Genomic DNA, 20,508 nt, shown 5'->3' on the forward strand with positions numbered 1-20,508 from the left:
AGGGACCTTGCCGCCTCCAACCGGTCGCGGCCCGTGTTCCCCAGCTGGAACAGCGACTCGACGACCGGAGCGGCCCCCCCCCCCCCCCCCCCGCCCGCGCCCCCCCCCCCCGCCCCCCGGGCCGGGCGCGCGGCGTCCGGGACTCGCGTCCCGGGCCGGCCGGGCTGGCCGGTCCGCCGCGCTCGGTGGGACGGTCACGCGGCCGGCCAGCTCAGGAAGCCGACGGCCCTGGCGGCCGCGCGGTCCTGGTCGCCGTCCGCCGCCAGCCGGTCGACGCCGTCGGCGAGGAGCGCGATCAGCCGCCCCGGCGGGAGCGCGGCGAGCGGGCTCCACCAGCCGGTGCCGATCCAGCGCAGGTCGACCTCGGTCAGGGCGCCGGGAGCCGCGCGCAGTTCGGCGAGCGCGTTCCTGTCCACCTTCCCGACGGAGCGCAGGCGCATCGCCGACGGCGCCTTGCGGGCCGCGGGCACGGTGACGCCCAGGTCGACGACGCGCCGGCCGGGCCAGGCCCGCGCCGCCGCCAGCAGCCGCTCGCCGGGAATGCTCGCGTCCCGCAGCACGAACACCGGCAGGGCCGGCGGCACCGCCGCGAGCGCCGCCGGGTCGGTGACGATCCACAGCCCGAGGCGGCGCTCCACCCCGTTCGCCCGCAGGCAGGTCACCGCGTCGCGGTCCGCGCACAGCAGCGCGGCGGTGGGAGCGGCGGCCGGCGCGGCGCCGGGCGGGAGCGCCCCGTCCAGTGGCAGAAGCCCGACGGGCGGACGTCCATAGATCTTCTGCCACTCCTTCAACGCGGACCGGAAGGACCGCTCCGACATCGGTGGCTTGAGCGTGGGGAGCCGGATCGGTACGAAGACCAGAACCATGATGACGCCGAAGGCCGGTATCGCGACGAGCAGCGGCGGGAGCGAGGGCACGTTCACCATCACGTACAGCAGCAGCGCGATCGCCGCGAAGCTGGTCGGCGCGACGAGGCATCCGACCGGCACCCGGTTGTCCTTGCCACGAAGGTAGCGGCGGGACACGGCGTACCAGAGCTGGGTCTGGGTGTAGGAGAGGGTGCCCCCGGCGCTGAGCGCCCCGGCGACCCGGCCCAGCCGCAGGTCGTGCAGCCGCAGCGGATTGCTCTTCGGCTCCAGCGCGAACTTCCGGCGGCATTTCGAGCAGGTGCGACTGCCCTTGCCTCGCTCCCGGTAGAGCAGGCTCTCGGCGCAGTGCGGGCAGATCACCGCGGCGGGCGGCAGCCGGCGAGCAACACGGACATACCTCGCCTTATAGAGCTATGTGGCCGCCGGGGTCCAGTGAGCTTCGTCCATCTGACAGGGACCGGGTCCACGTCGGATCGCCCCGCCCGCCGCGCCGGGGTCATCGCCGGAGGGGCGGGGCGGCCGCGATGAACACCAACAGGGTGAAGGCGATGGCGGCGCCGGCGAGGGCGAGGGTCGGGTAGCCGGTCGCGCTGACGACGACGCCGGAGGTCAGGCCGGCCGTCGCGCCCGCGGCCGAGATGGCGACGTCGACCTTGCCCTGGGTGGCGGCCCGGGTCGCGAGCGGCACGGTGTCGGTGATGATCGTGGTGCCGGCCAGCAGGCCGAAGTTCCAGCCGAGGCCGAGCAGCGTGAGGGCGATGGCGAGCACGGCGACGGACTGGGTGGGGAGCGCGGCGAGCAGGCCGGCGGCCAGCAGGCTGACGCCGGCGGCGCCGGCGACGGGGCGGTGGCCGAGACGGTCGACGAGCCGGCCGGTGAGCGGCGACGGCAGGTACATGGCCGCCACGTGGATGGCGATGACCAGACCGGACGCGGCGGTCCCGTGGCCGTGGTCCCGCATGAACACCGGCGTCATCGTCATGATCGCGACCATGGTCACCTGGGTGACGGCCATCAGCCCGGCGCCGAGCAGCGGCCCGGCACGGGCGGCCGAGGCCGTCGCGGCGCCGTCCGCGAGCGGCGAGGAGCCGTCCTGGGCCTCGAGGGCGCGGGCGAGCAGCAGTGGGTCCGGGCGCAGCCAGACGGCCAGCACCAGCGCCGCGGCGGCGTAGGCGACGGAGCCGAGCAGGAACGGGCCGGCCAGGGTCGGGATGCCGATCGCGTCGGCGAGGTCGCCGGTCGGCGCGGCGAGGTTGGGGCCGAGGACGCCGCCGAGGGTGGTGGCGACGAGGACGGTGGACACGGCGCGGGCGCGGTGGGCGGCGGGTGCCAGGTCGGCGCCGGCGTAGCGGGCCTGCAGGTTGGTCGCGGTGCCGGCGCCGTAGACCAGCAGCGCGGCGAACAGCAGGACGGGGCTGCCGACGATCGCCGCGACGACGACTCCGGCGCCGCCGACGGCGCCCGTGAGGTAGCCGGCGGTGAGGCCCGGCCGGCGGCCGCGGGCCTGGGAGAGGCGTCCGACGCCGACGGCGGCGAGCGCGGAGCCCGTGGTGAAAAGGGTGCTGGGCAGGCCGGCGAGGCTGGTGGAGCCGAGCATGTCCTGCGCGAGCAGCGCGCCGACGGTGATGCCGGCGGCGAGACCGGCGCCGCTGAGGATCTGGGCGGTCACCAGGGTGACGAGGGTGCGCCGCTGCGCGGCCGCGCGCGCGGTGGCGTCAGCCGCGGACGGGGCTACGACGGCGGTCACGTGGCTGTTCCCTCGCCAGTCGGGGCGGCGGTGGCGGGCCGGACCACGTTACGCGGCGGCGGCCGGCGGCGGTGGGCTCGCGCGGGTGAGCCAGCGGACGGGATGCCGACACGCTCGCTGGCGGTCGCGGGCCGCGCGTCGCTGGCGGTTCGGCGGTTCGGCGGTTCAGTGGCTCGGTCGGCCAGTCGTTGCCGGGCCTTGACAAGGTTTCCAAATCAAGAAAATATTTCTCCCATGGAAGAACAAGTGTTCACGTCATCGGTGATCTACAAGGACCCGAAGGCCGCCCTGGCCTGGCTGGAAGGCGCGTTCGGATTCGAGATCACCATGGCCATCGACGGACCGCCCGACGCGCCCGAGATGTGTCACTACGAGATGAGCTGCGCCGGCCGAGGGCGGATCATGGTCGGCGCCGAGTGGGCCGAGTGGGTCCGGGTCCCGGCCGCCGTGGGCGGGGGCAACACCCAGACGGTGCACGTCCAGTTGCCGGGCGGGCTCGACGAGCACTGCGAGCGGGCCAGGGGCGCCGGCGCGGTGATCGAGGCGGAGCCCGCCGACCAGTTCTACGGCGACCGGACCTATCGGGCCATCGACCCCGAGGGGCACCACTGGACGTTCTCGGCCCGGGTGCGCGACGTCACCCGCGCCGAGGCCGAGGCGGCCCTCGGGCAGCCGATCATGGCCACCCACTGGCAGTGAGCGAACCCGCCGTCGCCGGGCTGGACGAGACGCTGGCCGCGTTGGCCGATCCGGTCCGGCGCCGGGCGGTCGAGCTGCTCGCCGAGCGCCCGCGCCGCTCGGGGGAGCTGGCCAGGGACCTCGGGGCCACGCCCTCGGTGATGAGTAAGCATCTTCGGGTGCTGCGCCAGTGCGGCCTGGTCACCGAGACACACCAGGAGTTCGACGCGCGCGTCCGGATCTACGCCCTGCGGTCTGCCCCGATGGCCGAGCTGCGGCGCTGGCTCGACCTCGCCGAACGCGCCTGGGCCGAGCAGCTCACGGCGTTCGCCGCCCACCTGGCCCGCGACGCGGATCTGGAGCGTGGCGCGGATCTGGAGCGTGGCGCGGATCTGGAGCGTGGCGCGGATCTGGAGGGTGACGGGTGACCGACGGGTCGCGGGTGCTCGTGGCGCTGCGGGTCCCGGTGCCCGCGGCGCGGGCTTTCACCGCGTTCACGGATCAGATTGGCCAGTGGTGGCAGCCGAACGGCCTGTTCCAGTTCACCGACGGCCGCTCCGGAACCCTGGCCTTCGAGCCCGGCGTCGGTGGCCGGCTGGTCGAGACCTACGCCGACGGCAGCTCGTTCGTGGTCGGCGAGATCCGGGTCTGGGAGCCACCCCGTCGCCTGGTGCTCAGCTGGCGGCATGCCAGCTTCGCCGCCGACCAGGAGACCGAGCTGCATGTGCGGTTCGACGAGGTCGACGACCCCGGCGGCACCGTCCCGCGGACCCGGGTCACCGTCGAGCACTTCGGCTGGGACGGGATCCCGCCCGCGCACGCGGCCCGGCACGGTTTTCCGCTGGCCACGTTCCAGCTGCGCTTCGCCGAGTGGTGGCGCACCCTCCTGCGGCGGCTCGCCGACGCATCGCGTGAGCCGTGACCGCCCGCGAGGGTCCGGTGAGTCCTCGATGGGCGGCGGTTCGTGCTTGTCTGGCCGGCGCCGGCTCGTTAGCGTGAAGATAAGTGGAGGCTTATATAAGGAGGCGGCGTGATAATCGACCCCATGGCCACGGCCGGTCTGGTGACTCGTGAGATCCGTAGTGGCGCCCGCGACGGGGCGCCCACGAAGATCGCCATTGCCCGCCGGACCTACTCGACCGACCAGGCCGACCTCTGGAACGCGCTGACCAGCGCGGAGCGCATCCCCCGGTGGTTCCTGCCGATCAGCGGCGACCTCGCGGTGGGCGGGCGCTACCAGCTCGACGGCAACGCCGGCGGCGTAGTCGAACGCTGCAAGGAGCCCGAGTCGTTCGCCGTGACCTGGGAGTTCGGCGGGATGGTCTCCTGGCTCGAGATCACGCTGACCCCCGCCGGGGCGGGCACCGTCCTCGAGCTGGCGCACGAGGCGCACGTCGACCCCGACTTCTGGGGACAGTTCGGCCCCGGCGCGGTGGGGGTCGGCTGGGACCTGGGCCTGATGGGGCTGGGCCTGCACCTGGACAGCGGCGCCCCCGTCGACCCGGCGGTGGGCCTCGCGTTCCCGACGACGCCGGAAGGCGTCGAGTTCGTCCGGCGGTGCGCGGCCGGCTGGGCCGACGCGGCGGTCGGCGACGGCGACGAGCCAGGCCCGGCGCGCGAGGCGGCCGAGCGCACGGTGGCCTTCTACACCGGCGCGCCCGACCAGGCCGGCGCCGGGGACCCCCCGACCGCCGAAAGCCCCGGAACCGCTGGAAACCGTGGGGCCGCTGAAAGCCCCGGGACCGCCGAGGACGCCGGGAGCTAGGTGGACGGTGTCTTCGAGGCTCTCGGCGAGCCGACCCGCCGGCGGATCCTGGAGCTCCTGGCCGAGGGCGAGCAGCCGGCGGGCACGCTGGTGGCGGCGCTGCGGGAGCACGGGCCGATCTCCCAGCCGGCCGTCTCGCAGCACCTCAAGGTGCTCCGCGAGGCCCGGCTGGTCATCGTGCGCGCCGAGGGCACCCGCCGGTTCTACGCCCTCGACGCGGCCGGGATCGACGCCGCGCTGGCATGGCTGGCCCGGCTCGGCGACCCGCTGGCCTCGTTCGCCCAGCCGTTGGACGCGCTGGCGACCGAGGTCGCCCGTGGCCGCCGCGCCCGCCGCGCCGCCGATGCCGTAGATGGCGCCGACGCCGTTGATGGAACCGTCCCGCGGCCGGCGGACCGGGACAGCCGTTCCGCCTGACCCGCGCCGGCTGGCGGGCCCGCGAAGTGGCGCGGGCCCGTCATGCCGGGCTGACTACTGGTCCTTCAGCTTCTTCACGAGGCTCGCGGTCGCGTCCCCGATCAGCTGCTCGTCGGGCTCGGCGCGGGACAGCACCAGCAGCTCGGCCTCGACCTGGCCCTCGCCGACCCAGATGATGTCGAAGTAGCTGGTGGCCGTCGCGCCACCCGAGGACTCGGTGTAGCTCATGGAGGTCCGGGCCATCGTCCCCGGCAGGGCCGGAACGTCGCGGACCTTCCACTCGCCCGACGTGTCGCCGTCGGCGAACAGCTCCTGGACGCAGGAGTCCACGTCGACGTCCTCGAGCAGCTTGACGTGATTGTCGTGCTGCTCGGGTGTCACGATCTGCGCGTAGGACTGGACCACGGTCTCGCCGTCGGGGCTGCTCAGGCCGGGGCCGCTCGCGGCGCCGATGGGGGGTGCCGCCTCCTGGCCCCCGCAGTCCGCGATCTCGACCCAGGGGTTGTTGTCCGAGTCGTTCGGGTCGACGGTCTTGGCCTCATCGCTCACCGTGAACTCGTCCGTCTCCGGACCCTGGAGGTAGACGAAGTCCTCGGCGCGCAGGTCCGACGCCGGAGTGTCGATCGCGGGCGCGCCGGTACCGGTGGAGGGCGGGGTGTCGCCATCGCCGTCCCCGTCCGACGAGCAGCCGGTCAGCGCGAGCGTGAGCGCCAGGGCCGCGCCCGCGCCTACTGACAACAGTCGGGCTCGCGATCTGGTCCGGGTCAACCACATATCAACTGTCCTCATCTTCCGCCGGCATATCGGGACAAAGGGCGAAAGCCGACTTTAGGTCGGCGGATCATCGAGAACCGTTGGATCTGGCGGTCGGCTTCCCGACAGTGATCGGGGAACGTGTGCCGGGCACGTGGCGGTACCTTCGGCTTTTGGATGGAAGGATCTTCGCGATCCAGGGCGGCGGGCGGCGTCGCCTGTCAGCTTGCCGACACCTTCCCGAAGAAGGTGCGGAGATCCGCGGCCAATACCTCCGGTGCCTCCATCGCGGGGAAATGCAGGCCGCGCGGGTACTCCGCCCAGTAGGTGTCGGCGGACGGGTTGATCACCCTTCGGACGGTGGGGTCGGCGCCGAACACCGCGAACCCGTGCGGCACCGCCGCCGGCGGCGTCCAGCCCATCGCGTGTGTCTGCTCGTACAGGAAACCGGCCGCCGTGACGCCCGAACCGGTGAACCAGTAGAGGCTTACGTTGGTGAGCAACTGGTCGCGGTCGTACGGAAGGTCGGTCCACTCCTCGAACTTCTCCGCGATCCAGCCGAGCTGCCCCACCGGTGAGTCGTTCAGCAGATATCCGATGGTCTGTGGCCGGCTGTTCTGGATCGCCAGGTAGCCGCTGCCCTCACGCCGGAACCGGTCCATTCGGTCCAGGATCAGCCTGTCGGTCGGGTCTGCCGGGTCCAGCCCGTCGGCCAGGCCGGGCAGGAAGGTGGCCGTGTTCGCCGCGGTGAGCGGGTCGGTCACCACGTGAACTCCGACGACGTGCGCGCCGTCGACGCTGGCCACCTCGCCCGCCAGACCCGCGCCGATGTCGCCGCCGTGGGTGCCGTACCGGTCGTAGCCGAGGCGACGCATCAGCTCGGCCCAGGCCCGCGCCGTGCGGCCCATCGCCCAGCCGGTCGCGCGGACCGGGGTGGAGAAGCCGAAACCGGGCACCGACGGCGCCACGACGTGAAAATCCCGCCGAAGGTGCTCGATCAGCGCGGTGAACTCGACGAACGAGCTGGGATACCCATGGGTGATCAGCAGGGCCAGGGCGTCGGGACGCTCCGAACGGACATGCGTGAAGTGGATCCTCTGCCCGTCGATCTCGGTGGTGAACTGCCCGAGCGCGTTCAGCCGCGCCTCGGCCGCCCGCCAGTCGTAGCGGGTCGCCCAGTAGTCGGCCAGCTCCCGCAGGAACTCCAGCGGAACGCCCCTGCTCCACCCGTCGCCGGGCAGGCTGGCGGGCCAGCGGGTGCGGGCCAGCCGGTCGGCCAGGTCGTCGACGTCGGCCTGGGGAATCGCGATGGTGAACGGCTGGATGTCCATGGAAACGCTCCTCTGGCTCGGGGTGCGCCCCACGCTAGGTTCCAATGCGGAACGGTTCTTTCCGCGATCGCTGACAGAATCGAAGAATGTTGGAAACCTCGGCGCGGCTGCTCAACCTGCTGGCCCTGCTGCAGGCGCGGCGCGACTGGACCGGCCCCGAGCTGGCCGAACGCCTGGAGGTCACCACCCGCACGATTCGCAAGGACGTCGAACGGCTACGCCGCCTCGGCTACCCGGTGCGGGCCACCCCCGGAGCGGCCGGCGGCTACCGGCTCGACGCCGGCGCCAACGTCCCGCCGCTGCTGCTGGACGACGAGGAGGCCGTCGCCGTCGCGATCGGCCTGCGAACGGCCGCCGGCGGCACCATCAACGGGATCGAGGAGAGCTCGGCCCGTGCGTTGGCCAAGCTGCACCACGTGCTGCCCGCGCGGCTGCGCCGGCGAGTGGACGCCCTCTACGCGCTCACCGTGCCGACACCCTGGGCCGGTCCGAGCATCGACGCGGACGTGCTGACCACGCTCGCGACCGCCTGCCGCGACCACGAGCGACTCCGATTCGACTACGAGACGCACGACGGCGACCGCGCGGCGCGCGACACCGAGCCGCACCGCCTGGTGCACACCGGGCGCCGCTGGTACCTGGTCGCCTGGGATCTGGCCCGCGACGACTGGCGGACCTTCCGGGTCGACCGCGTCCGGCCCCGGACGCCGACCGGGCCGCGGTTCACCCCGCGCCCGCTGCCCGACGACCCGGAGATCGCCCGGCGCGTCGCCGCCGGTGCCGCGACCGCGACGTGGCGCTACCGGGCGAGGGTGGTCGTCCACGCGCCGGCCGAGCGGGTGGCCCGGAAGCTGCCGGTCCCGGCGGCGATCCAGCCGACCGGCCCGGACGAGTGCGTGTTCGAGCCCGGGTCGGACGACCCGCGGACGCTCGCTCGCTACCTGGCCATGCTCGACGAGGACTTCACCGTCGAGGACGCTCCCGAGCTGGCCGCCGAGCTGCGTGCCCTCGCCGACCGTCTTCGGCGCGCGGCCCGGTAGCCGGCCGTTCCCCCGCGCGGCTCGGTGGCCGGCCGTTCCCCACCGGCGGCGTGGCGCCCGCCCCCGCGGCGTGGCGCTCGCCGCCGGCGAGCGAGGCGGCCGTCACTCGATCGTCAGGCTGGAGTCGCCGTCGTTGAAGTAGAAGAAGTCGCCGTCCCCGCCGACGCTCGCGTCGGTGTACTCGCCGTGGTGCGTCCAGGCGTCGTCGGCGCCGGCGTGGGCGCCGTCCGCCGTCTCGCCGTGGCCGATCGCCTCGACGCCCCCGATCGTCTCGCCGTGCATCGCCGTGTCGCCGTGGGTCGCCGTCTCGTCATGAGCCGTCGTCTCGCCATGGGCCGCGGCCTCGGCCTCGGGCGTCCCGGCGGCGGCGGCCAGGCCTGGGGACGAGCCCAGGTCGTCGTACAGCCTGTTGGCCGCGTCGCCCGCGTGCGTCCCGTAGAGGTCCTGGGTCCCGTCCGCCGCCGAGCGCTCGGCCTGGGAGTCCCAGCCCTCATCCCAGCCGTCTCCCCAGCCCGATCCCCAGGAGTCGCCCGCGTTCCCGGCGCCGCCGTCTCCGGCGCCCGGATCCGGCACGTCCGTGTCGGCCGAGACGTCCGAGCCGGTCTGGTGGTGCTCGCCGGATGCCGTGTCCGAGTCGCCCGGGGTGTCGCCCGGCGGGTCGGCCGGCGAGTCGGCCGCCCCGTCAGCCGCCCGGTCGGCCACCAGCTCGCTGGTCGCCAGCGCCGCCACGCCACCGACCACCGCGCCCGCGGCCGCCGCGGCGGCGAGGGCGCCGGCTCCGGCCGCCCCCAGCCGGGCGGCGCCGGCGGGCGGCCGCCAGGTCGTGTCGTCGGGCCCGCCGGTATAGGCGTTGGTGTAGACCCTGGCCCGGTCGAACCGGCTGCTGAAGACGGACATCACTGGCTCCCCGCTGCTCAGAAGTCCACGAACCGGGGCGTGCTGATCGAGTCGCGCGCGGTGCGCAGATAGTGCGCGATCTCGCCGCGGCTGAGCCGGATGCCCGCGTTGGCCGGGTATCGACGCAGCACGTCCAGCCGGGCGAGGCGCCGGGCGACGATCCGCATCGCGGTCTCCCGGCGCTCCGGCGGGGTCGCGCCGAGCGCCCCGGTGAGCCGGCGGGCCGTCTCCCACCGCGAGTCGAACAGGTTCTCCGTGAGGACGTAGCCGAGCACCGGGAGCGTGCTGGTCACCAGCGTGTTCCACCGGTCCAGGACCGCCGCCCAGCCGCGCGCGGACTGCGCGTTCATCATCGCCGACCGCTTCTCGCTCTGGCTGTACTGGTTGTACGCCTGGCTGGCCCCCGACACCAGGAACACCGGGTTCAGGAACGCCGCACCCAGGGAGAGGGCGGCTCCGGCGTAGTTGGGGCGCGGCAGCGCGGACGGGTCGAGATCCAGCAGGCGTGCCACCTGGGCCGACAGCGCGCCGGTCTCGGCCGCCGCGCGCTGCGCCGGGGCGAGAGCCGCCCGCAGACGGCTTTCCTGGGCCTTCAGCCAGTCCGGTTCGGCACGGCCGCCGATGGCCGGCGCCAGCACCTGGGCGTCCCGGTAACGAACGAACGCGGGCAGGACGGAGCCGACCTGGTCGAGGTGCCGGCGCAGCTCGTCGAGGCCCTCGGACAGCGCGGCGGCGGTGCGCAGCCGGCCCTCGTCGTCCTCCGGCAGTGTCACGGGGGCGCCCAGCCCGTCGGCGGTCCCGTCGCCGCGCAGGGCCGCGTGGAGCTCGTAGAACGGGCCGAAGATCGTATAGAGGAAGTAGTCGTCCTCGAGGCCCACGGCGGCCCGCAACATGTCGGGGATGCGGCGCGGGTCCTCGGTGGCGTAGTTGGCGGCGCAGACGTCGGTGTGCAGAGCGCGGATCAGCTCCAGCGGGCCGACGACGGTGAGGTCCGTGTCGGCCGTCGCGACCCGCAGGCTGGCCCGAGGCACCGCCACACCCCCAGCCGCCACGCCCTCGGCCGTCGCCGCGTCGACCGCCACGCTCTCGGGCGCGGGCGCCATGGTGCCCTCCACCGCGCGGATCGCCGCGAACGGCACCCGCAGGCGCACGCCGCGGCCCTTGACCCGCAGCGCGGCGGCGTCGACGGCGCAGGCGACCGGCCGGCCGCCGGCGAGCTCGGCCGGGTAGGGGCCGCCCGTCGCCAGGGTCCGCTCCGCGGCGGCCCGTACCCCGGGATGAGCGTGCAGGCGGCGCCCGAACACCTCGGAGTCGCTGGCCACCGACACCGGTCCGTGCTCGGGGTCGAAGATGACGAACCGCTCCGCCGACCCGGCCACCCGCAGCCGGGGGTCCGCGAGGTCGAACCGGGCGAGCACCCGTGCGTCGTCGTCGCGCGCCTGCAGCTCGAGGACGCTGTCGCCGAGGACGCAGTCGGCCCGGACCGCCTGGGCCCCGTCGTCGTCGGCCCCGGTGGCCAGCCCGCGCGCCCAGACCGGCGCGGACGTGCCTACGGCGGCCGGCTGGGCGGCCTGTTGCCCCGCCTGGGCGACGGCGAGGAACGCCGCCAGCACGTCCGGCGTGACCAGGTGCAGCAGCACGCCGGTGAGGAACCGGCCGTCGAGCACCGCGCCGCCGTGCACGAACGCGCTGGTCGGGCCCGCGGGGCTGACGGCGACACGGTTGACCGGCCAGTCGACCAGCGGCCGCCCACCCGCGCGCAGCTCCAGGCGACCGTTCTTGACCACCACGTAGGCGGGGAACTCCGCGCCGCCGACCGGCCCCTGGGCCGTGGTTCCCTGAGCCGGCGTTCCCTGAGCCGGCATTCCCGGCGGCGTCGTTCCCGGTGGCGGGGCGCCCTGCCCGGCGCCGGTGGCGGCGCCGGCGGGGTCGTTCTCGTAGCGCGGCGTGACCGACACGGCGCACGGGCTGACGAACGACGTCGCCCCCGCGTCCACCAGCAGTCGGCCATGCAGGCCGGTCAGCGTCGTGAGCAGCTCCGGCGGCAGCGGGGTTGCCGTGGCCGCCTGGAAGGCCCGGCCGTCCGGGAAACGCGCGTCGACGAAGAGCCGGGTGCCCTGGTCGACCAGGCCCACCGTCGCCTCGGGGTCGGTCGCGGGGAGGAGCGCGCTCATGGTGGCGGCGCCGAGCCCGCCGGTGTCGTACACGTAGACGGCGGGAAAGTCGGTGATCAGCAATCGGCGGCTGCCCATCAGCGAGAAACCGCTGGAACGGCCCTCCTTCAGCGGGCACCAGTTGCTGTCGAACAGGACCCGCCCCTGGACCTGGGCCAGCTGCGCCGCCGGGCCCGTGGGGCCGGCGGTGGGAAGGCCACCGGCTTCCGGGCCGCCAGGAGGAGGGCCGCCAACAGGAGGGCCGAGAGGGGGACGGCCGCCAATCGGAGGTCCGACGGGGGGAGGGCCGCCAACGGGAGGGCCGAGAGGAGGAGGGCCGCCAACGGGAGGGCCGAGGGGGGGAGGGCCGCCAATCGGAGGTCCGACGGGGGGCCGGCCGCCAACAGGAGGGCCGACGGGAGGAGGGCCCCCGATATGCGGCCCGGCGGGGGGAACCGGCTGGGCGGCGGCCTGGGGCGTCCCGGCCCGGTCCCACGACGAGGCGGCCCAGCCGGCGGACCGGTCGCGGGGCTGGTCGGGGTCGCCCGGATTAGTGTCCACGAGAGTTCGCCATCCGCCCGTCCGTGCGTGACGTGACATCGCCGCGTCGTCGGGCGTGCCCGTCACCGACGTGCCTCGACGACGAAGATATCGATGCCCGCTCGCGGCCAGTTCCGGAAGATATCCACCCTCCGGGGTGCGCGCCTCGTCCAGTCATCCCGACGACAACCTGACGATATCGGCATTCCTGACCCGGCCCGAGGCCGGTTCGATCCGCCCGCCCGGCGCCGCGCCGGCGCCGGGCCGAAGCGGCCGGGGGCGCGGCCCCGCGCTCCCTCGTCCACGACGGTCTTCCGGCGGCGGCGATGACGGTGCTCGGGGGCCCGCCGGCCGCGCCGTTTGCCCGATTGGTCCCGTCGTGAAGGCGACACCGTGACGGTGAGTGTTGTCACGGGTCCGTGCCGTCTCGTTCAGCTGTGCCGTGATAAATCAGAACTCGGGGATCGGCGGCGCCGCGGCGCGACCGCCGCCGGCTCCGGGGTGCGCCCCCTGACGGGAAGTGGATCATCTGGGCCGGAGGCGAACATGGGCGGGGAAGGCGACAGGGATCTGCCCACGGGGCGCCCGCCGTCCGTCGATCTGCGCATCGACACCCCGCATTCGGCGCGGATGTACGACTACTTCTTGGGCGGGAAGGACAACTTCCCGGCGGACCGCCAGGCAGCCGAGGCCGCGCTCTCGATATTTCCCTCGATCCGGACCACGGCGCTGCAGGCGCGGAAGTTCATGACCCGGGTGACGGCCGAGCTCGCCCGGTCCGGTGTCCGGCAGTTCCTGGATATCGGCACCGGGATCCCGACCAGCCCGAACCTGCACGAGGTGGCGCAACGCGTGGCGCCGGACGCCCGGATCGTCTACGTCGACAACGACCCGATCGTCCTGGCGCACTCCCGCGCGCTGCTCAGGAGCGCGCCCGAGGGACGTACCGCCTACCTGGAGGCCGACCTGCGCGAGCCGGAGCGCATCCTGCGGTCCGCCGAGGTGCGCGAGACGCTCGACCTGAGCGAGCCGGTCGCGCTGTCCTTGTTCGCCATCCTGCATTTCGTGCCGGATGACGTGAACCCGGACGGCATCGTCGCCGAACTGCTGGACGTCCTCTCCCCGGGCAGCTACCTGGCGCTCAACCACGCCACTCCCGACTTCGTCACCCCCGAGGTCGAAGCACAGGTGACCGGCCTCTACCGCGCTCAGGGCATCCCGTTCCAGTCGCGCCGGCACGCCGAGATCGTCCGGTTCTTCGACGGGCTGGAACTGGTCGACCCGGGGCTGGTCCCGGTCCACCAATGGCGGCCCGAGGGCGAGCCGGAGGACATCCCGGCGGCGGACATCGCCAGCTACGGCGGTCTTGCCCGGCTGACCCGCCGAGGACCTTTCCTATAGGTCCTCTGTACACGGATCGGCCTTCGCGGGCCGCCCGCGAAGGCTCCGCCGGAAGCCAGGCTTGGGGCGGCGCCGCCGCCGGGCTCAGGTGGGGCGCTCGGGGCGCCAGGAGAACGCCCGGCGCCGCGGGCCGGCCCCAGGCCCGGGCCCGGGGCTCCTCCCGGGGCCGGCGTTCCCTCCGGGGCTGGCCAGGCGTTCCTCGTCGTCCGCCGGGTCGGGCCGCCTCGGCGCCGCTGGCGACGCGGGGCTGGCGTGGCTCGGCTGCGACGGCGCGGTCGCCGTCCGCTCGAAGGTGACCTGTCCGTCCTGATGGAGCAGCTCCAGGTCGGACATCACGGCGAACAGGCCGCGGCCGAGCAGGAAGGCGAGGTCGCGGGACGTCCTGCGGCCGTTGACGCGCGCCAGGATCTCCGCTCGCCCGGCGTCGATCGGTGGCGCCGCCTGGGTGGCCAGCGGTCTCGTTCGCTGGTCGAGCCCCAGCTCGTGCCACCGCGCGGCGATCGCGAGCCGGCGCCGGGTCTCGCGGACCACTCGGCTGACGTCCAGCCCGGGGATGATCGGTAGCAGGGGCTCCAGGCCGGCCTCGACCGGATCCGGCGCGCAGCTGTGGATGTCCGCGAGGCCGAGCGCGAACATGGCGTCCATCGCCGCCGTCTGCGTCACGACCTGCACGGACGCGCTGCCCAGCAGGCCCCGCTCGACCAGCGCGGCCCGCAGGCGCCCCTGGGGCGCCGCCTCGGCGAACACGTCGGTCCAGTCGTCGCCGGAGACCCGGCCCGAGCGCAGCAGCAGCGACTCCAGGCTCGGCGCGGCGGCGGTCTCGACGGCGATGATCAGCCCGTCGCGCAGGACGACGACCCCCCCGACCATCGCCCCTTCCGCGCGAACCGCGCCGGAGAAGGATTTCTCGGCGAGTCGGGTCAAAGTGGTGAGCAGTAGGCCACCATCCGCGACATCGGCATGGTCCCCCACGTGGCCGCCCCCCGATCCGGTAGTCCGCGATGACAGGCAAACAGGCAAAGGATATGGTGACTAGCACAAAGATCTTACCAATAGACATAGTGCGTCGCAACGCGCACGTAAACTCTGTCGCAGAGATGTCTATGTTGGCACAACAATGTCACCTGGCGAATCAGGGAGAACTACATGGACATCGAGACCGCGCTCAAGGAAGCCATGACGCTGGACGGCGCGGTGGGCGCGGCGCTGGTCGACTACGAGAGCGGCATGATGCTCGGCGCCGCCGGCGGCGGCCACGCGCTCAACCTCGAGATCGCGGCGGCGGGCAACACCGACGTGGTCCGCGCCAAGGCCAGGACGCTCGAGGCGCTGGGCATCCGGGAGGGGATCGAGGACATCCTCATCACCCTGGACCGGCAGTACCACCTCATCCGGCTCCTGAGCCGGGGCGGAAGCCAGCTGTTCCTCTACCTCGCCCTGGACCGCTCCCGGGCCAACCTCGCGCTCGCCCGCCACAAGCTCCGGTCGATCGACCGTGAGCTGAGCGTGTGACGTCCCGCGGCCGGGCCGCCGTCGTGCCCTCACGGGCCGCGTGCCCACCCGCCCGCCGCGGCGCTGGCCGCGGGGTCCCTGGGCCGGCGCCGTCCGCCGACCGGGCGACCAGGCCGCGGGCCCATGCACGGAGCGCCTCGGCGCTCGCCAACACCACCAGTTCGGCCCTCCCCGAGGGACGCCGCACCTGAAGTGGGAGGTACGAGCCAGATGATCACGGACTCGGTACTGGAGGAGCTGACGACGCTGCGGGAGCGCGTCGCCGGCGTGACCAACAGCGCGGTGGCGTCGGTGGACGGCCTGCTGATCGCCCACGACACCGACGACGTGCGGCCGGAGGTGCTGGCCGCGATGGCCGCCGTCGCGCTTGGCCTCGGCAAGAGCACCGGGACGGAGGTCGGCATGGGCGAGCTGCGCGAGGTGATCACCCGCTGCGCGGGCGGCCACATCGTCGTGTACGCCGTCCGCGAGCGCAGCCTGCTCGTCGTTCTCGGGGACGAGGGGCTGGACCTCAACCGGCTGCACCTGCACTCGCGCCCGGCCGTGAACCGGCTGGGCGAGCTCCTCGCCGCCTGACACCGCCGCCTGACACCGCCGCGTAACCGGTAGGCGCCCCCGGGGGCGCACCGGCCGGCCGGGTATCCCGCTCCTCGGGACCGGATCCGGTGGCACGATGCCGCCGTCAGACGTTGAGCCGCCGTCCGACGTCGAGAGGAGCCAGGGGTGGATGTCAACGGCGCTGTCACTGTGATCACGGGCGCGGGCAGCGGCATCGGAGCCGCGTTGGCGCGCCGTTTCGCCGCCGAGGGCGCCCGGGCCGTCGTCGTCAGCGACCGGGACCCGGACGCCGCGGCGCGTGTGGCCGCCGAGATCGGCGGCACGCCGGCCAGGACGGACGTGACCGACGAGGCGGCCGTCGCCGCGCTGGTGGAGCGGACCGTCGCCGAGCACGGGCGGATCGACCTGTTCTGCTCCAACGCCGGGGTGGCGGTCGGCGGCGGGGTGGAGGTCGACACCGGGACGTGGCAGGACACGTTCGCCGTGAACGTGCTCGCCCACGTCTACGCGGCCCGCGCGGCCGTCCCGCCGATGCTCGAGCGGGGCGGCGGCTACCTCCTCAACGTCGTGTCGGCCGCCGGGCTGCTCACGTCGCCGGGCGACGCGCCGTACGCGGTGACCAAGCACGCCGCGCTCGCGCTGGCCGAGTGGCTGGTAGTGACCTACGGGGACCAGGGAATCCGCGTCAGCGCCGTCTGCCCGCTCGGGGTCGCCACGCCGCTGCTGCTCGACCCGCTGCGGGACGGCCACGCGGCCGCCAAGGTCGTCGCGGCGTCGGGCGAGGTCATGCGGCCCGAGGATGTCGCCGAGTCGGTGATCCAGGGCCTCGCCGCGGAGAAGTTCCTCATCCTGCCCCACCCGGAGGTCGGCGCGTACTGGGCCCAGAAGGCGGCCGACCCGGACCGCTGGCTGGCCGGCGTGCGATCGCTCGCCCGGGGCGTCGAAGCCTCCTGAGGCCCTTCCCGCGGACGGAGGCATCGTGACGCCGGGCGCGGGGATCAGGGCGTGGCGGTACGGCCCGACGGCTGGCGGCGGCGGCGCAGTAACCGACGGCCGCAGTCGAGGATGTGGGTGCGCAGCTCGTCGTCGGTGAGGCCCGCCGCCGCGCTCGCTCCGGCGCTCTTGAGGCCGGCCAGGAACATGTTCGCGGCCACGATCTGCCCGGGGTCCGGATCGGGGCCGATGAGCACCGCGGCGAGCCGCTCGCCCAGCGAGGCGAGGATGGGGTCGGTGGCGAGGATCTCCCCGACGGCGAGGTCGCTCTCGATGATCCCGTAGAGCCGCCGGTGGCGGATCAGCAGATCGACGATGCCGACGAGGAGGACCTCGGTCCGGACGGCCTGCGACCGCTCGCGTTCCGCGTCCTCGGCGATCGTGGCGATCTCGGCCAGCGCCGGCCGCACCACCGCGAGGACGATGTCTCGCTTGGCCTTGAAGTGGTAGTAGACGGCTGCCTTGGTGACGCCCAGCCGGTCGGCGATCATCTGGAGTGAGGTGCCGCTGACGCCGCGCTCGGCGAACAGTTCGAGGGCCGCGGCCACGACCTTCTCGCGGCCGGCCCCGGCCCGAGGCGTCGTCGCGTCCAGCTGCGTGGTCATCGCCCTGCTCCCATTCCCTTTCCCCGTTCCCTCACCACTCGCCGTTCCCTCACCACTCGTCAGCCCTCATCGCTCGCCGCGCCGTCTCGCCGGGCGAGGAGGTGGCCACCCGCGCCCGCCGGCGGGCCCGGCAGCTCGTTCGTGTGTCCGGACGGAGTGCCGAGCCCAGGCTCGTGGCGGTACTCCGTTCCGGGCCCGGTTCCTGGGTTCCGGGTCCATGGCCCATGCCGACCTGATCAAAACCGCAGCGGGCATCATCTCGCGAATCCCGCGCCACGCGCGCTGGTCGGTCCGCCGATCGGGCCGCTCGCCCCACCGGGGCTGAAACCCGGTCCCGAGCCGGCCGCGCGGTGGGGCGGTCGCGAGGGCCGGGCGCGCTGGGTCAGGCGCGATGGTCAGGCGCTAGGGACCTCTTCCCCGATCGCGCGCCCGGACTCCGGCCGACTGGCCGCCTTTGCTCAAGTGTGCCCAGATCCAGGCGCCCGGGGCCACGCCCGCCGAACGGGGCAGGCGGTCCGAAAGCGGGCGAACGACGCGGGACCGCCGTTCGATCCCGGCATAAATGTTAGCCGAACGACAAGGGATTTGCTAGCCGCTCGGCTTGGCAACTACTTGTCGAGCGGCTAGGGTTTCCTCAGACATCAACTTGTCGATCGGCTAGTGATGCGCGCGACGCGCCCCAGCCACGACAGGCCGAGATCCGCGGCCACGGCCGTCAGGACGACGCCGTAGACCAGAGGAGACCTTCGTTGGCCACCTACCTGTACCGGCTGGGACGGGCGGCGTATCGGCGCCGGAGCCTGGTCCTCGCGCTGTGGATCGCGCTGCTCGCCGCTGTCGGCGTCGGCGCCGCGACGCTGTCCGGGTCGACGTCGGACACGCTCTCGATCCCGGGAACCGAGTCACAGAAGGCGATCGACCTGCTCGACGAGCGGATGCCCAATGCCGGGGCCGACACCGCCACGGCGCGGGTGGTCTTCACCCTCCCGGCCGGTTCGGGCGGCTCCCTGGCCGAGGCGGACCGGCGGCAGGCGATCGAGCAGGTGGTCCAGGAACTGTCGCGCGCGCCGCTGGTCGACCGGGTCACCGACCCGTTCGCCGACGTTGGCGGGCGGTGGGCCTCCGTGTCCTCCGACGGGAGGACGGCCTACGCCCAGGTGAGCTATGACGTCCAGCAGCGCGAGGTCACCGACGCCGCCCGCGACGCGCTGTTCGCCGCGGCCGACCCCGCGCGGGCCGCCGGCGTCGGCGTCGAGTTCGGCGGCACCGCGACCGAGGGAGCGTCGGAACAGAGCGCGACCGAGGTGATCGGCATCGGCGTCGCCGCGGTCGTCCTCCTGATCACCTTCGGCTCGTTCGTCGCGGCCGGGCTCCCGTTGCTGACGGCGCTGCTCGGCGTGGCGGTCGGCGTCTGCGGCATCGCGATCGCCAGCGGCTTCATCGGCCTGAGCTCCAGCACCTCGACCCTCGCCCTGATGATCGGCCTGGCCGTCGGCATCGACTACGCGCTGTTCATCACCTCCCGGTTCCGCCACGAACTCGCCGCCGGCCGGGACGGCGACGAGGCCGCCGGACGCGCGGTCGGCACCGCCGGATCGGCCGTCGTCTTCGCCGGGCTCACCGTCGTCATCGCGCTGGCCGCCCTGTCGGTGGTCGGCATCCCGTTCCTCACCGAGATGGGGCTCGCCGCCGCCGGCACGGTCGCGATCGCGGTGGCCATCGCGCTCACCCTGCTGCCCGCCGTGTTCGGGTTCGCCGGCCGCCGGCTCGCGGTCGCGGGACGGGCGGAGGACGGGCCCGCGGGCGCGCGCCGCTCCGGCCGGCACCTGAGGGGGCGCGGCCCGCGTGTCCTCGCCCGGTTCGCCCGGGACCCGGAGGCCGACGGCTCGCGGCCGACGATGGGCGAGCGCTGGGCGCGCCTCGCGGTGCGGCGCCGGGGCCTCGCGGTGCTGGTCACGGTCCTCGGGCTCGGCCTGCTCGCGGCTCCGGTCATGGGACTTCGGCTCGGCCTGCCCGATGACAGCACGGCCGCGCCGGGCACCACCCAGCGGGCCGCGTACGACCAGCTCAGCGCCGGCTTCGGCGCGGGCTTCAACGGCCCGCTGCTGATCGTCGTCGACGTCGCCGGCGCGAGCGACGGCGCCCAGGCCGTCACGCGGGTCGCCGACGGCATCCGCGAGCTGCCCGACGTCACCTCGGTCGGCGCCGCCACCTTCAACGAGGCGCGGGACACGGCCACGTTCCGGGTCATCCCGACCAGCGGCCCCAGCGACGCCGCGACCCAGGACCTGGTGCACGCCATCCGGGCGCGGGCGGGCTCCGTCACGGCGGCGACCGGGGCGACCACCCTGGTCACCGGCACGACCGCGCTCAACATCGACATCTCCGAGAAGCTCTCGGACGCCCTCGTCCCCTACCTGGCGGTGGTCGTCGGGCTCGCCTTCGTCCTGCTCCTGCTGGTCTTCCGCAGCATCCTGGTGCCGCTGAAGGCGACACTCGGCTTCCTGCTGAGTGTGGTCGCGACCTTCGGCGCCGTGGTGGCCGTGTTCCAGTGGGGCTGGCTGAAGGATCTGTTCGGGGTCGACTCCACCGGCCCGATCGTGAGCATGCTGCCGATCTTCCTCGTGGGCGTGCTGTTCGGGCTGGCGATGGACTACGAGGTCTTCCTGGTGACCAGGATGCGCGAGGAGTTCGTCCACGGCCGCGGCCCGGACGAGGCGGTGACCGTTGGCTTCCGGCACGGCGCCCGGGTCGTCACCGCGGCCGCCATCATCATGATCAGCGTGTTCGCCGGCTTCATCCTGTCCGATCAGGCGATCATTCAGTCCATCGGTTTCGCGCTCGCCTTCGGCGTCCTCGTCGACGCCTTCGTCGTCCGCATGACCCTCGTGCCGGCGGTGATGTCGCTGCTCGGCCACCGCGCCTGGTGGCTGCCCCGCTGGCTCGACCGGCTGCTCCCCGACATCGACGTGGAAGGCAAGCGCCTGGTCGCCCCGGCCGCGGCGGCGGGGCTGGCGATCGCCACCCAGGCGGACCACGCTGGCCAGGCGGACCACGCCACCCAGGCGGACGGGGGCGCCCAGACGGGCGACGGCGACGGCGCTCAGGCCGGATCCCGCGGCCAGGGCCAGGACTCTGGGGCGGACGACGGCGTGCCCAGCCAGCGGCGTCCCGCCATCACGGTCCGGTAGGCCGGGCTGGCGCGGGGCGCCCCCGCCCCCCCGCGCCCCCCCCCCCCCCCCCCCCCCC

Annotated in this window: 19 protein-coding genes; 11 read left to right on the forward strand and 8 right to left on the reverse strand. The window is 74.1% G+C overall.

Annotation, left to right across the window (positions count from 1 at the left end; all coding sequences use genetic code 11):
* Positions 1-194 precede the first annotated feature (194 nt).
* Positions 195-1,229, reverse strand: a complete 1,035-nt coding sequence (locus I6A81_RS26255; RefSeq protein WP_203006989.1) for a hypothetical protein — start codon at positions 1,227-1,229, stop codon at positions 195-197.
* A gap of 136 nt (positions 1,230-1,365) precedes the next feature.
* Positions 1,366-2,616, reverse strand: coding sequence for an MFS transporter (locus tag I6A81_RS26260; protein ID WP_203006990.1), 1,251 nt, complete (start codon positions 2,614-2,616; stop codon positions 1,366-1,368).
* A gap of 234 nt (positions 2,617-2,850) precedes the next feature.
* Between I6A81_RS26260 and I6A81_RS26265 the strand changes: the two genes are divergently transcribed.
* From I6A81_RS26265 to I6A81_RS26285, 5 genes are all read left to right on the forward strand, one after another.
* Positions 2,851-3,315 (forward strand): VOC family protein, encoded by a 465-nt coding sequence (locus I6A81_RS26265; RefSeq protein WP_238430787.1) that lies wholly within the window; start codon positions 2,851-2,853, stop codon positions 3,313-3,315.
* Positions 3,312-3,722: an ArsR/SmtB family transcription factor gene (locus I6A81_RS26270; protein ID WP_203006992.1), complete on the forward strand. Its 411-nt coding sequence runs from the start codon at positions 3,312-3,314 to the stop codon at positions 3,720-3,722. Before I6A81_RS26265 ends, I6A81_RS26270 begins: the two co-directional genes overlap by 4 nt.
* Entirely contained in the window at positions 3,719-4,216 is a 498-nt protein-coding gene (locus I6A81_RS26275) for an SRPBCC domain-containing protein (protein ID WP_203006993.1), read from the forward strand. Before I6A81_RS26270 ends, I6A81_RS26275 begins: the two co-directional genes overlap by 4 nt.
* 123 nt (positions 4,217-4,339) lie before the next feature.
* A complete protein-coding gene (locus I6A81_RS26280; RefSeq protein ID WP_203006999.1) occupies positions 4,340-5,059 on the forward strand; it encodes an SRPBCC domain-containing protein in 720 nt (239 codons plus the stop codon).
* On the forward strand, positions 5,060-5,476 hold the full coding sequence (locus I6A81_RS26285) for an ArsR/SmtB family transcription factor (protein WP_203006994.1): 417 nt from the start codon (positions 5,060-5,062) through the stop codon (positions 5,474-5,476). It abuts the gene before it with no gap.
* A gap of 54 nt (positions 5,477-5,530) precedes the next feature.
* Here the strand turns inward: I6A81_RS26285 and I6A81_RS26290 are convergent, their stop codons facing one another.
* Positions 5,531-6,214, reverse strand: a complete 684-nt coding sequence (locus tag I6A81_RS26290) for a hypothetical protein (protein ID WP_203006995.1) — start codon at positions 6,212-6,214, stop codon at positions 5,531-5,533.
* A 236-nt stretch (positions 6,215-6,450) separates the two neighbouring features.
* Entirely contained in the window at positions 6,451-7,560 is a 1,110-nt protein-coding gene (locus I6A81_RS26295) for an epoxide hydrolase family protein (RefSeq protein ID WP_203006996.1), read from the reverse strand.
* An 86-nt stretch (positions 7,561-7,646) separates the two neighbouring features.
* On the opposite strand from I6A81_RS26295, the gene I6A81_RS26300 reads away from it, so the two are divergent.
* Positions 7,647-8,600, forward strand: coding sequence for a helix-turn-helix transcriptional regulator (locus tag I6A81_RS26300; RefSeq protein ID WP_203006997.1), 954 nt, complete (start codon positions 7,647-7,649; stop codon positions 8,598-8,600).
* Positions 8,601-8,702: 102 nt separating this feature from the next.
* Here the strand turns inward: I6A81_RS26300 and I6A81_RS26305 are convergent, their stop codons facing one another.
* Together I6A81_RS26305 and I6A81_RS26310 are read right to left on the reverse strand one after the other, a co-directional pair.
* Entirely contained in the window at positions 8,703-9,497 is a 795-nt protein-coding gene (locus I6A81_RS26305) for a hypothetical protein (protein ID WP_203006998.1), read from the reverse strand.
* Positions 9,498-9,514: 17 nt separating this feature from the next.
* On the reverse strand, positions 9,515-11,749 hold the full coding sequence (locus I6A81_RS26310) for a hypothetical protein (RefSeq protein WP_238438604.1): 2,235 nt from the start codon (positions 11,747-11,749) through the stop codon (positions 9,515-9,517).
* 987 nt (positions 11,750-12,736) lie between these two features.
* Between I6A81_RS26310 and I6A81_RS26315 the strand changes: the two genes are divergently transcribed.
* Positions 12,737-13,591: an SAM-dependent methyltransferase gene (locus tag I6A81_RS26315; protein ID WP_203004919.1), complete on the forward strand. Its 855-nt coding sequence runs from the start codon at positions 12,737-12,739 to the stop codon at positions 13,589-13,591.
* 84 nt (positions 13,592-13,675) lie between these two features.
* On the opposite strand, the gene I6A81_RS26320 is transcribed toward I6A81_RS26315, so the two are convergent.
* Complete coding sequence (locus I6A81_RS26320) at positions 13,676-14,461, reverse strand: hypothetical protein (RefSeq protein ID WP_203004918.1); 786 nt, start codon at positions 14,459-14,461, stop codon at positions 13,676-13,678.
* 276 nt (positions 14,462-14,737) lie between these two features.
* On the opposite strand from I6A81_RS26320, the gene I6A81_RS26325 reads away from it, so the two are divergent.
* From I6A81_RS26325 to I6A81_RS26335, 3 genes are all read left to right on the forward strand, one after another.
* Positions 14,738-15,103 carry a hypothetical protein gene (locus tag I6A81_RS26325; protein ID WP_203004917.1) on the forward strand — a complete coding sequence of 122 codons (366 nt, stop codon included), beginning with the start codon at positions 14,738-14,740 and terminating at the stop codon, positions 15,101-15,103.
* Between the two features lie 210 nt (positions 15,104-15,313).
* Positions 15,314-15,679: a roadblock/LC7 domain-containing protein gene (locus tag I6A81_RS26330; protein ID WP_203004916.1), complete on the forward strand. Its 366-nt coding sequence runs from the start codon at positions 15,314-15,316 to the stop codon at positions 15,677-15,679.
* A gap of 147 nt (positions 15,680-15,826) precedes the next feature.
* Positions 15,827-16,615 carry an SDR family oxidoreductase gene (locus tag I6A81_RS26335; protein ID WP_203004915.1) on the forward strand — a complete coding sequence of 263 codons (789 nt, stop codon included), beginning with the start codon at positions 15,827-15,829 and terminating at the stop codon, positions 16,613-16,615.
* Positions 16,616-16,659: 44 nt separating this feature from the next.
* Here the strand turns inward: I6A81_RS26335 and I6A81_RS26340 are convergent, their stop codons facing one another.
* On the reverse strand, positions 16,660-17,259 hold the full coding sequence (locus tag I6A81_RS26340; RefSeq protein ID WP_203004914.1) for a TetR/AcrR family transcriptional regulator: 600 nt from the start codon (positions 17,257-17,259) through the stop codon (positions 16,660-16,662).
* Positions 17,260-18,008: 749 nt separating this feature from the next.
* Between I6A81_RS26340 and I6A81_RS26345 the strand changes: the two genes are divergently transcribed.
* On the forward strand, positions 18,009-20,450 hold the full coding sequence (locus I6A81_RS26345) for an MMPL family transporter (RefSeq protein ID WP_203004913.1): 2,442 nt from the start codon (positions 18,009-18,011) through the stop codon (positions 20,448-20,450).
* Positions 20,451-20,508: the final 58 nt, after the last annotated feature.

This window comes from Frankia nepalensis, assembly GCF_016786325.1.
In the GTDB taxonomy this organism is placed as follows: Bacteria; Actinomycetota; Actinomycetes; order Frankiales; family Frankiaceae; genus Pseudofrankia; species Pseudofrankia nepalensis.

Coding starts and splice junctions, on each gene's coding strand:
- I6A81_RS26300 (WP_203006997.1), top strand. CDS start 7,647: ATGTTGGAAACCTCGGCGCGGCTGCTCAACCTGCTGGCCCTGCTGCAG.
- I6A81_RS26310 (WP_238438604.1), bottom strand. CDS start 11,749: ATGGGCAGCCGCCGATTGCTGATCACCGACTTTCCCGCCGTCTACGTG.
- I6A81_RS26340 (WP_203004914.1), bottom strand. CDS start 17,259: ATGACCACGCAGCTGGACGCGACGACGCCTCGGGCCGGGGCCGGCCGC.
- I6A81_RS26330 (WP_203004916.1), top strand. CDS start 15,314: ATGATCACGGACTCGGTACTGGAGGAGCTGACGACGCTGCGGGAGCGC.
- I6A81_RS26305 (WP_203006998.1), bottom strand. CDS start 9,497: ATGTCCGTCTTCAGCAGCCGGTTCGACCGGGCCAGGGTCTACACCAAC.
- I6A81_RS26320 (WP_203004918.1), bottom strand. CDS start 14,461: ATGGTCGGGGGGGTCGTCGTCCTGCGCGACGGGCTGATCATCGCCGTC.
- I6A81_RS26315 (WP_203004919.1), top strand. CDS start 12,737: ATGGGCGGGGAAGGCGACAGGGATCTGCCCACGGGGCGCCCGCCGTCC.
- I6A81_RS26295 (WP_203006996.1), bottom strand. CDS start 7,560: ATGGACATCCAGCCGTTCACCATCGCGATTCCCCAGGCCGACGTCGAC.
- I6A81_RS26325 (WP_203004917.1), top strand. CDS start 14,738: ATGGACATCGAGACCGCGCTCAAGGAAGCCATGACGCTGGACGGCGCG.
- I6A81_RS26265 (WP_238430787.1), top strand. CDS start 2,851: ATGGAAGAACAAGTGTTCACGTCATCGGTGATCTACAAGGACCCGAAG.
- I6A81_RS26280 (WP_203006999.1), top strand. CDS start 4,340: ATGGCCACGGCCGGTCTGGTGACTCGTGAGATCCGTAGTGGCGCCCGC.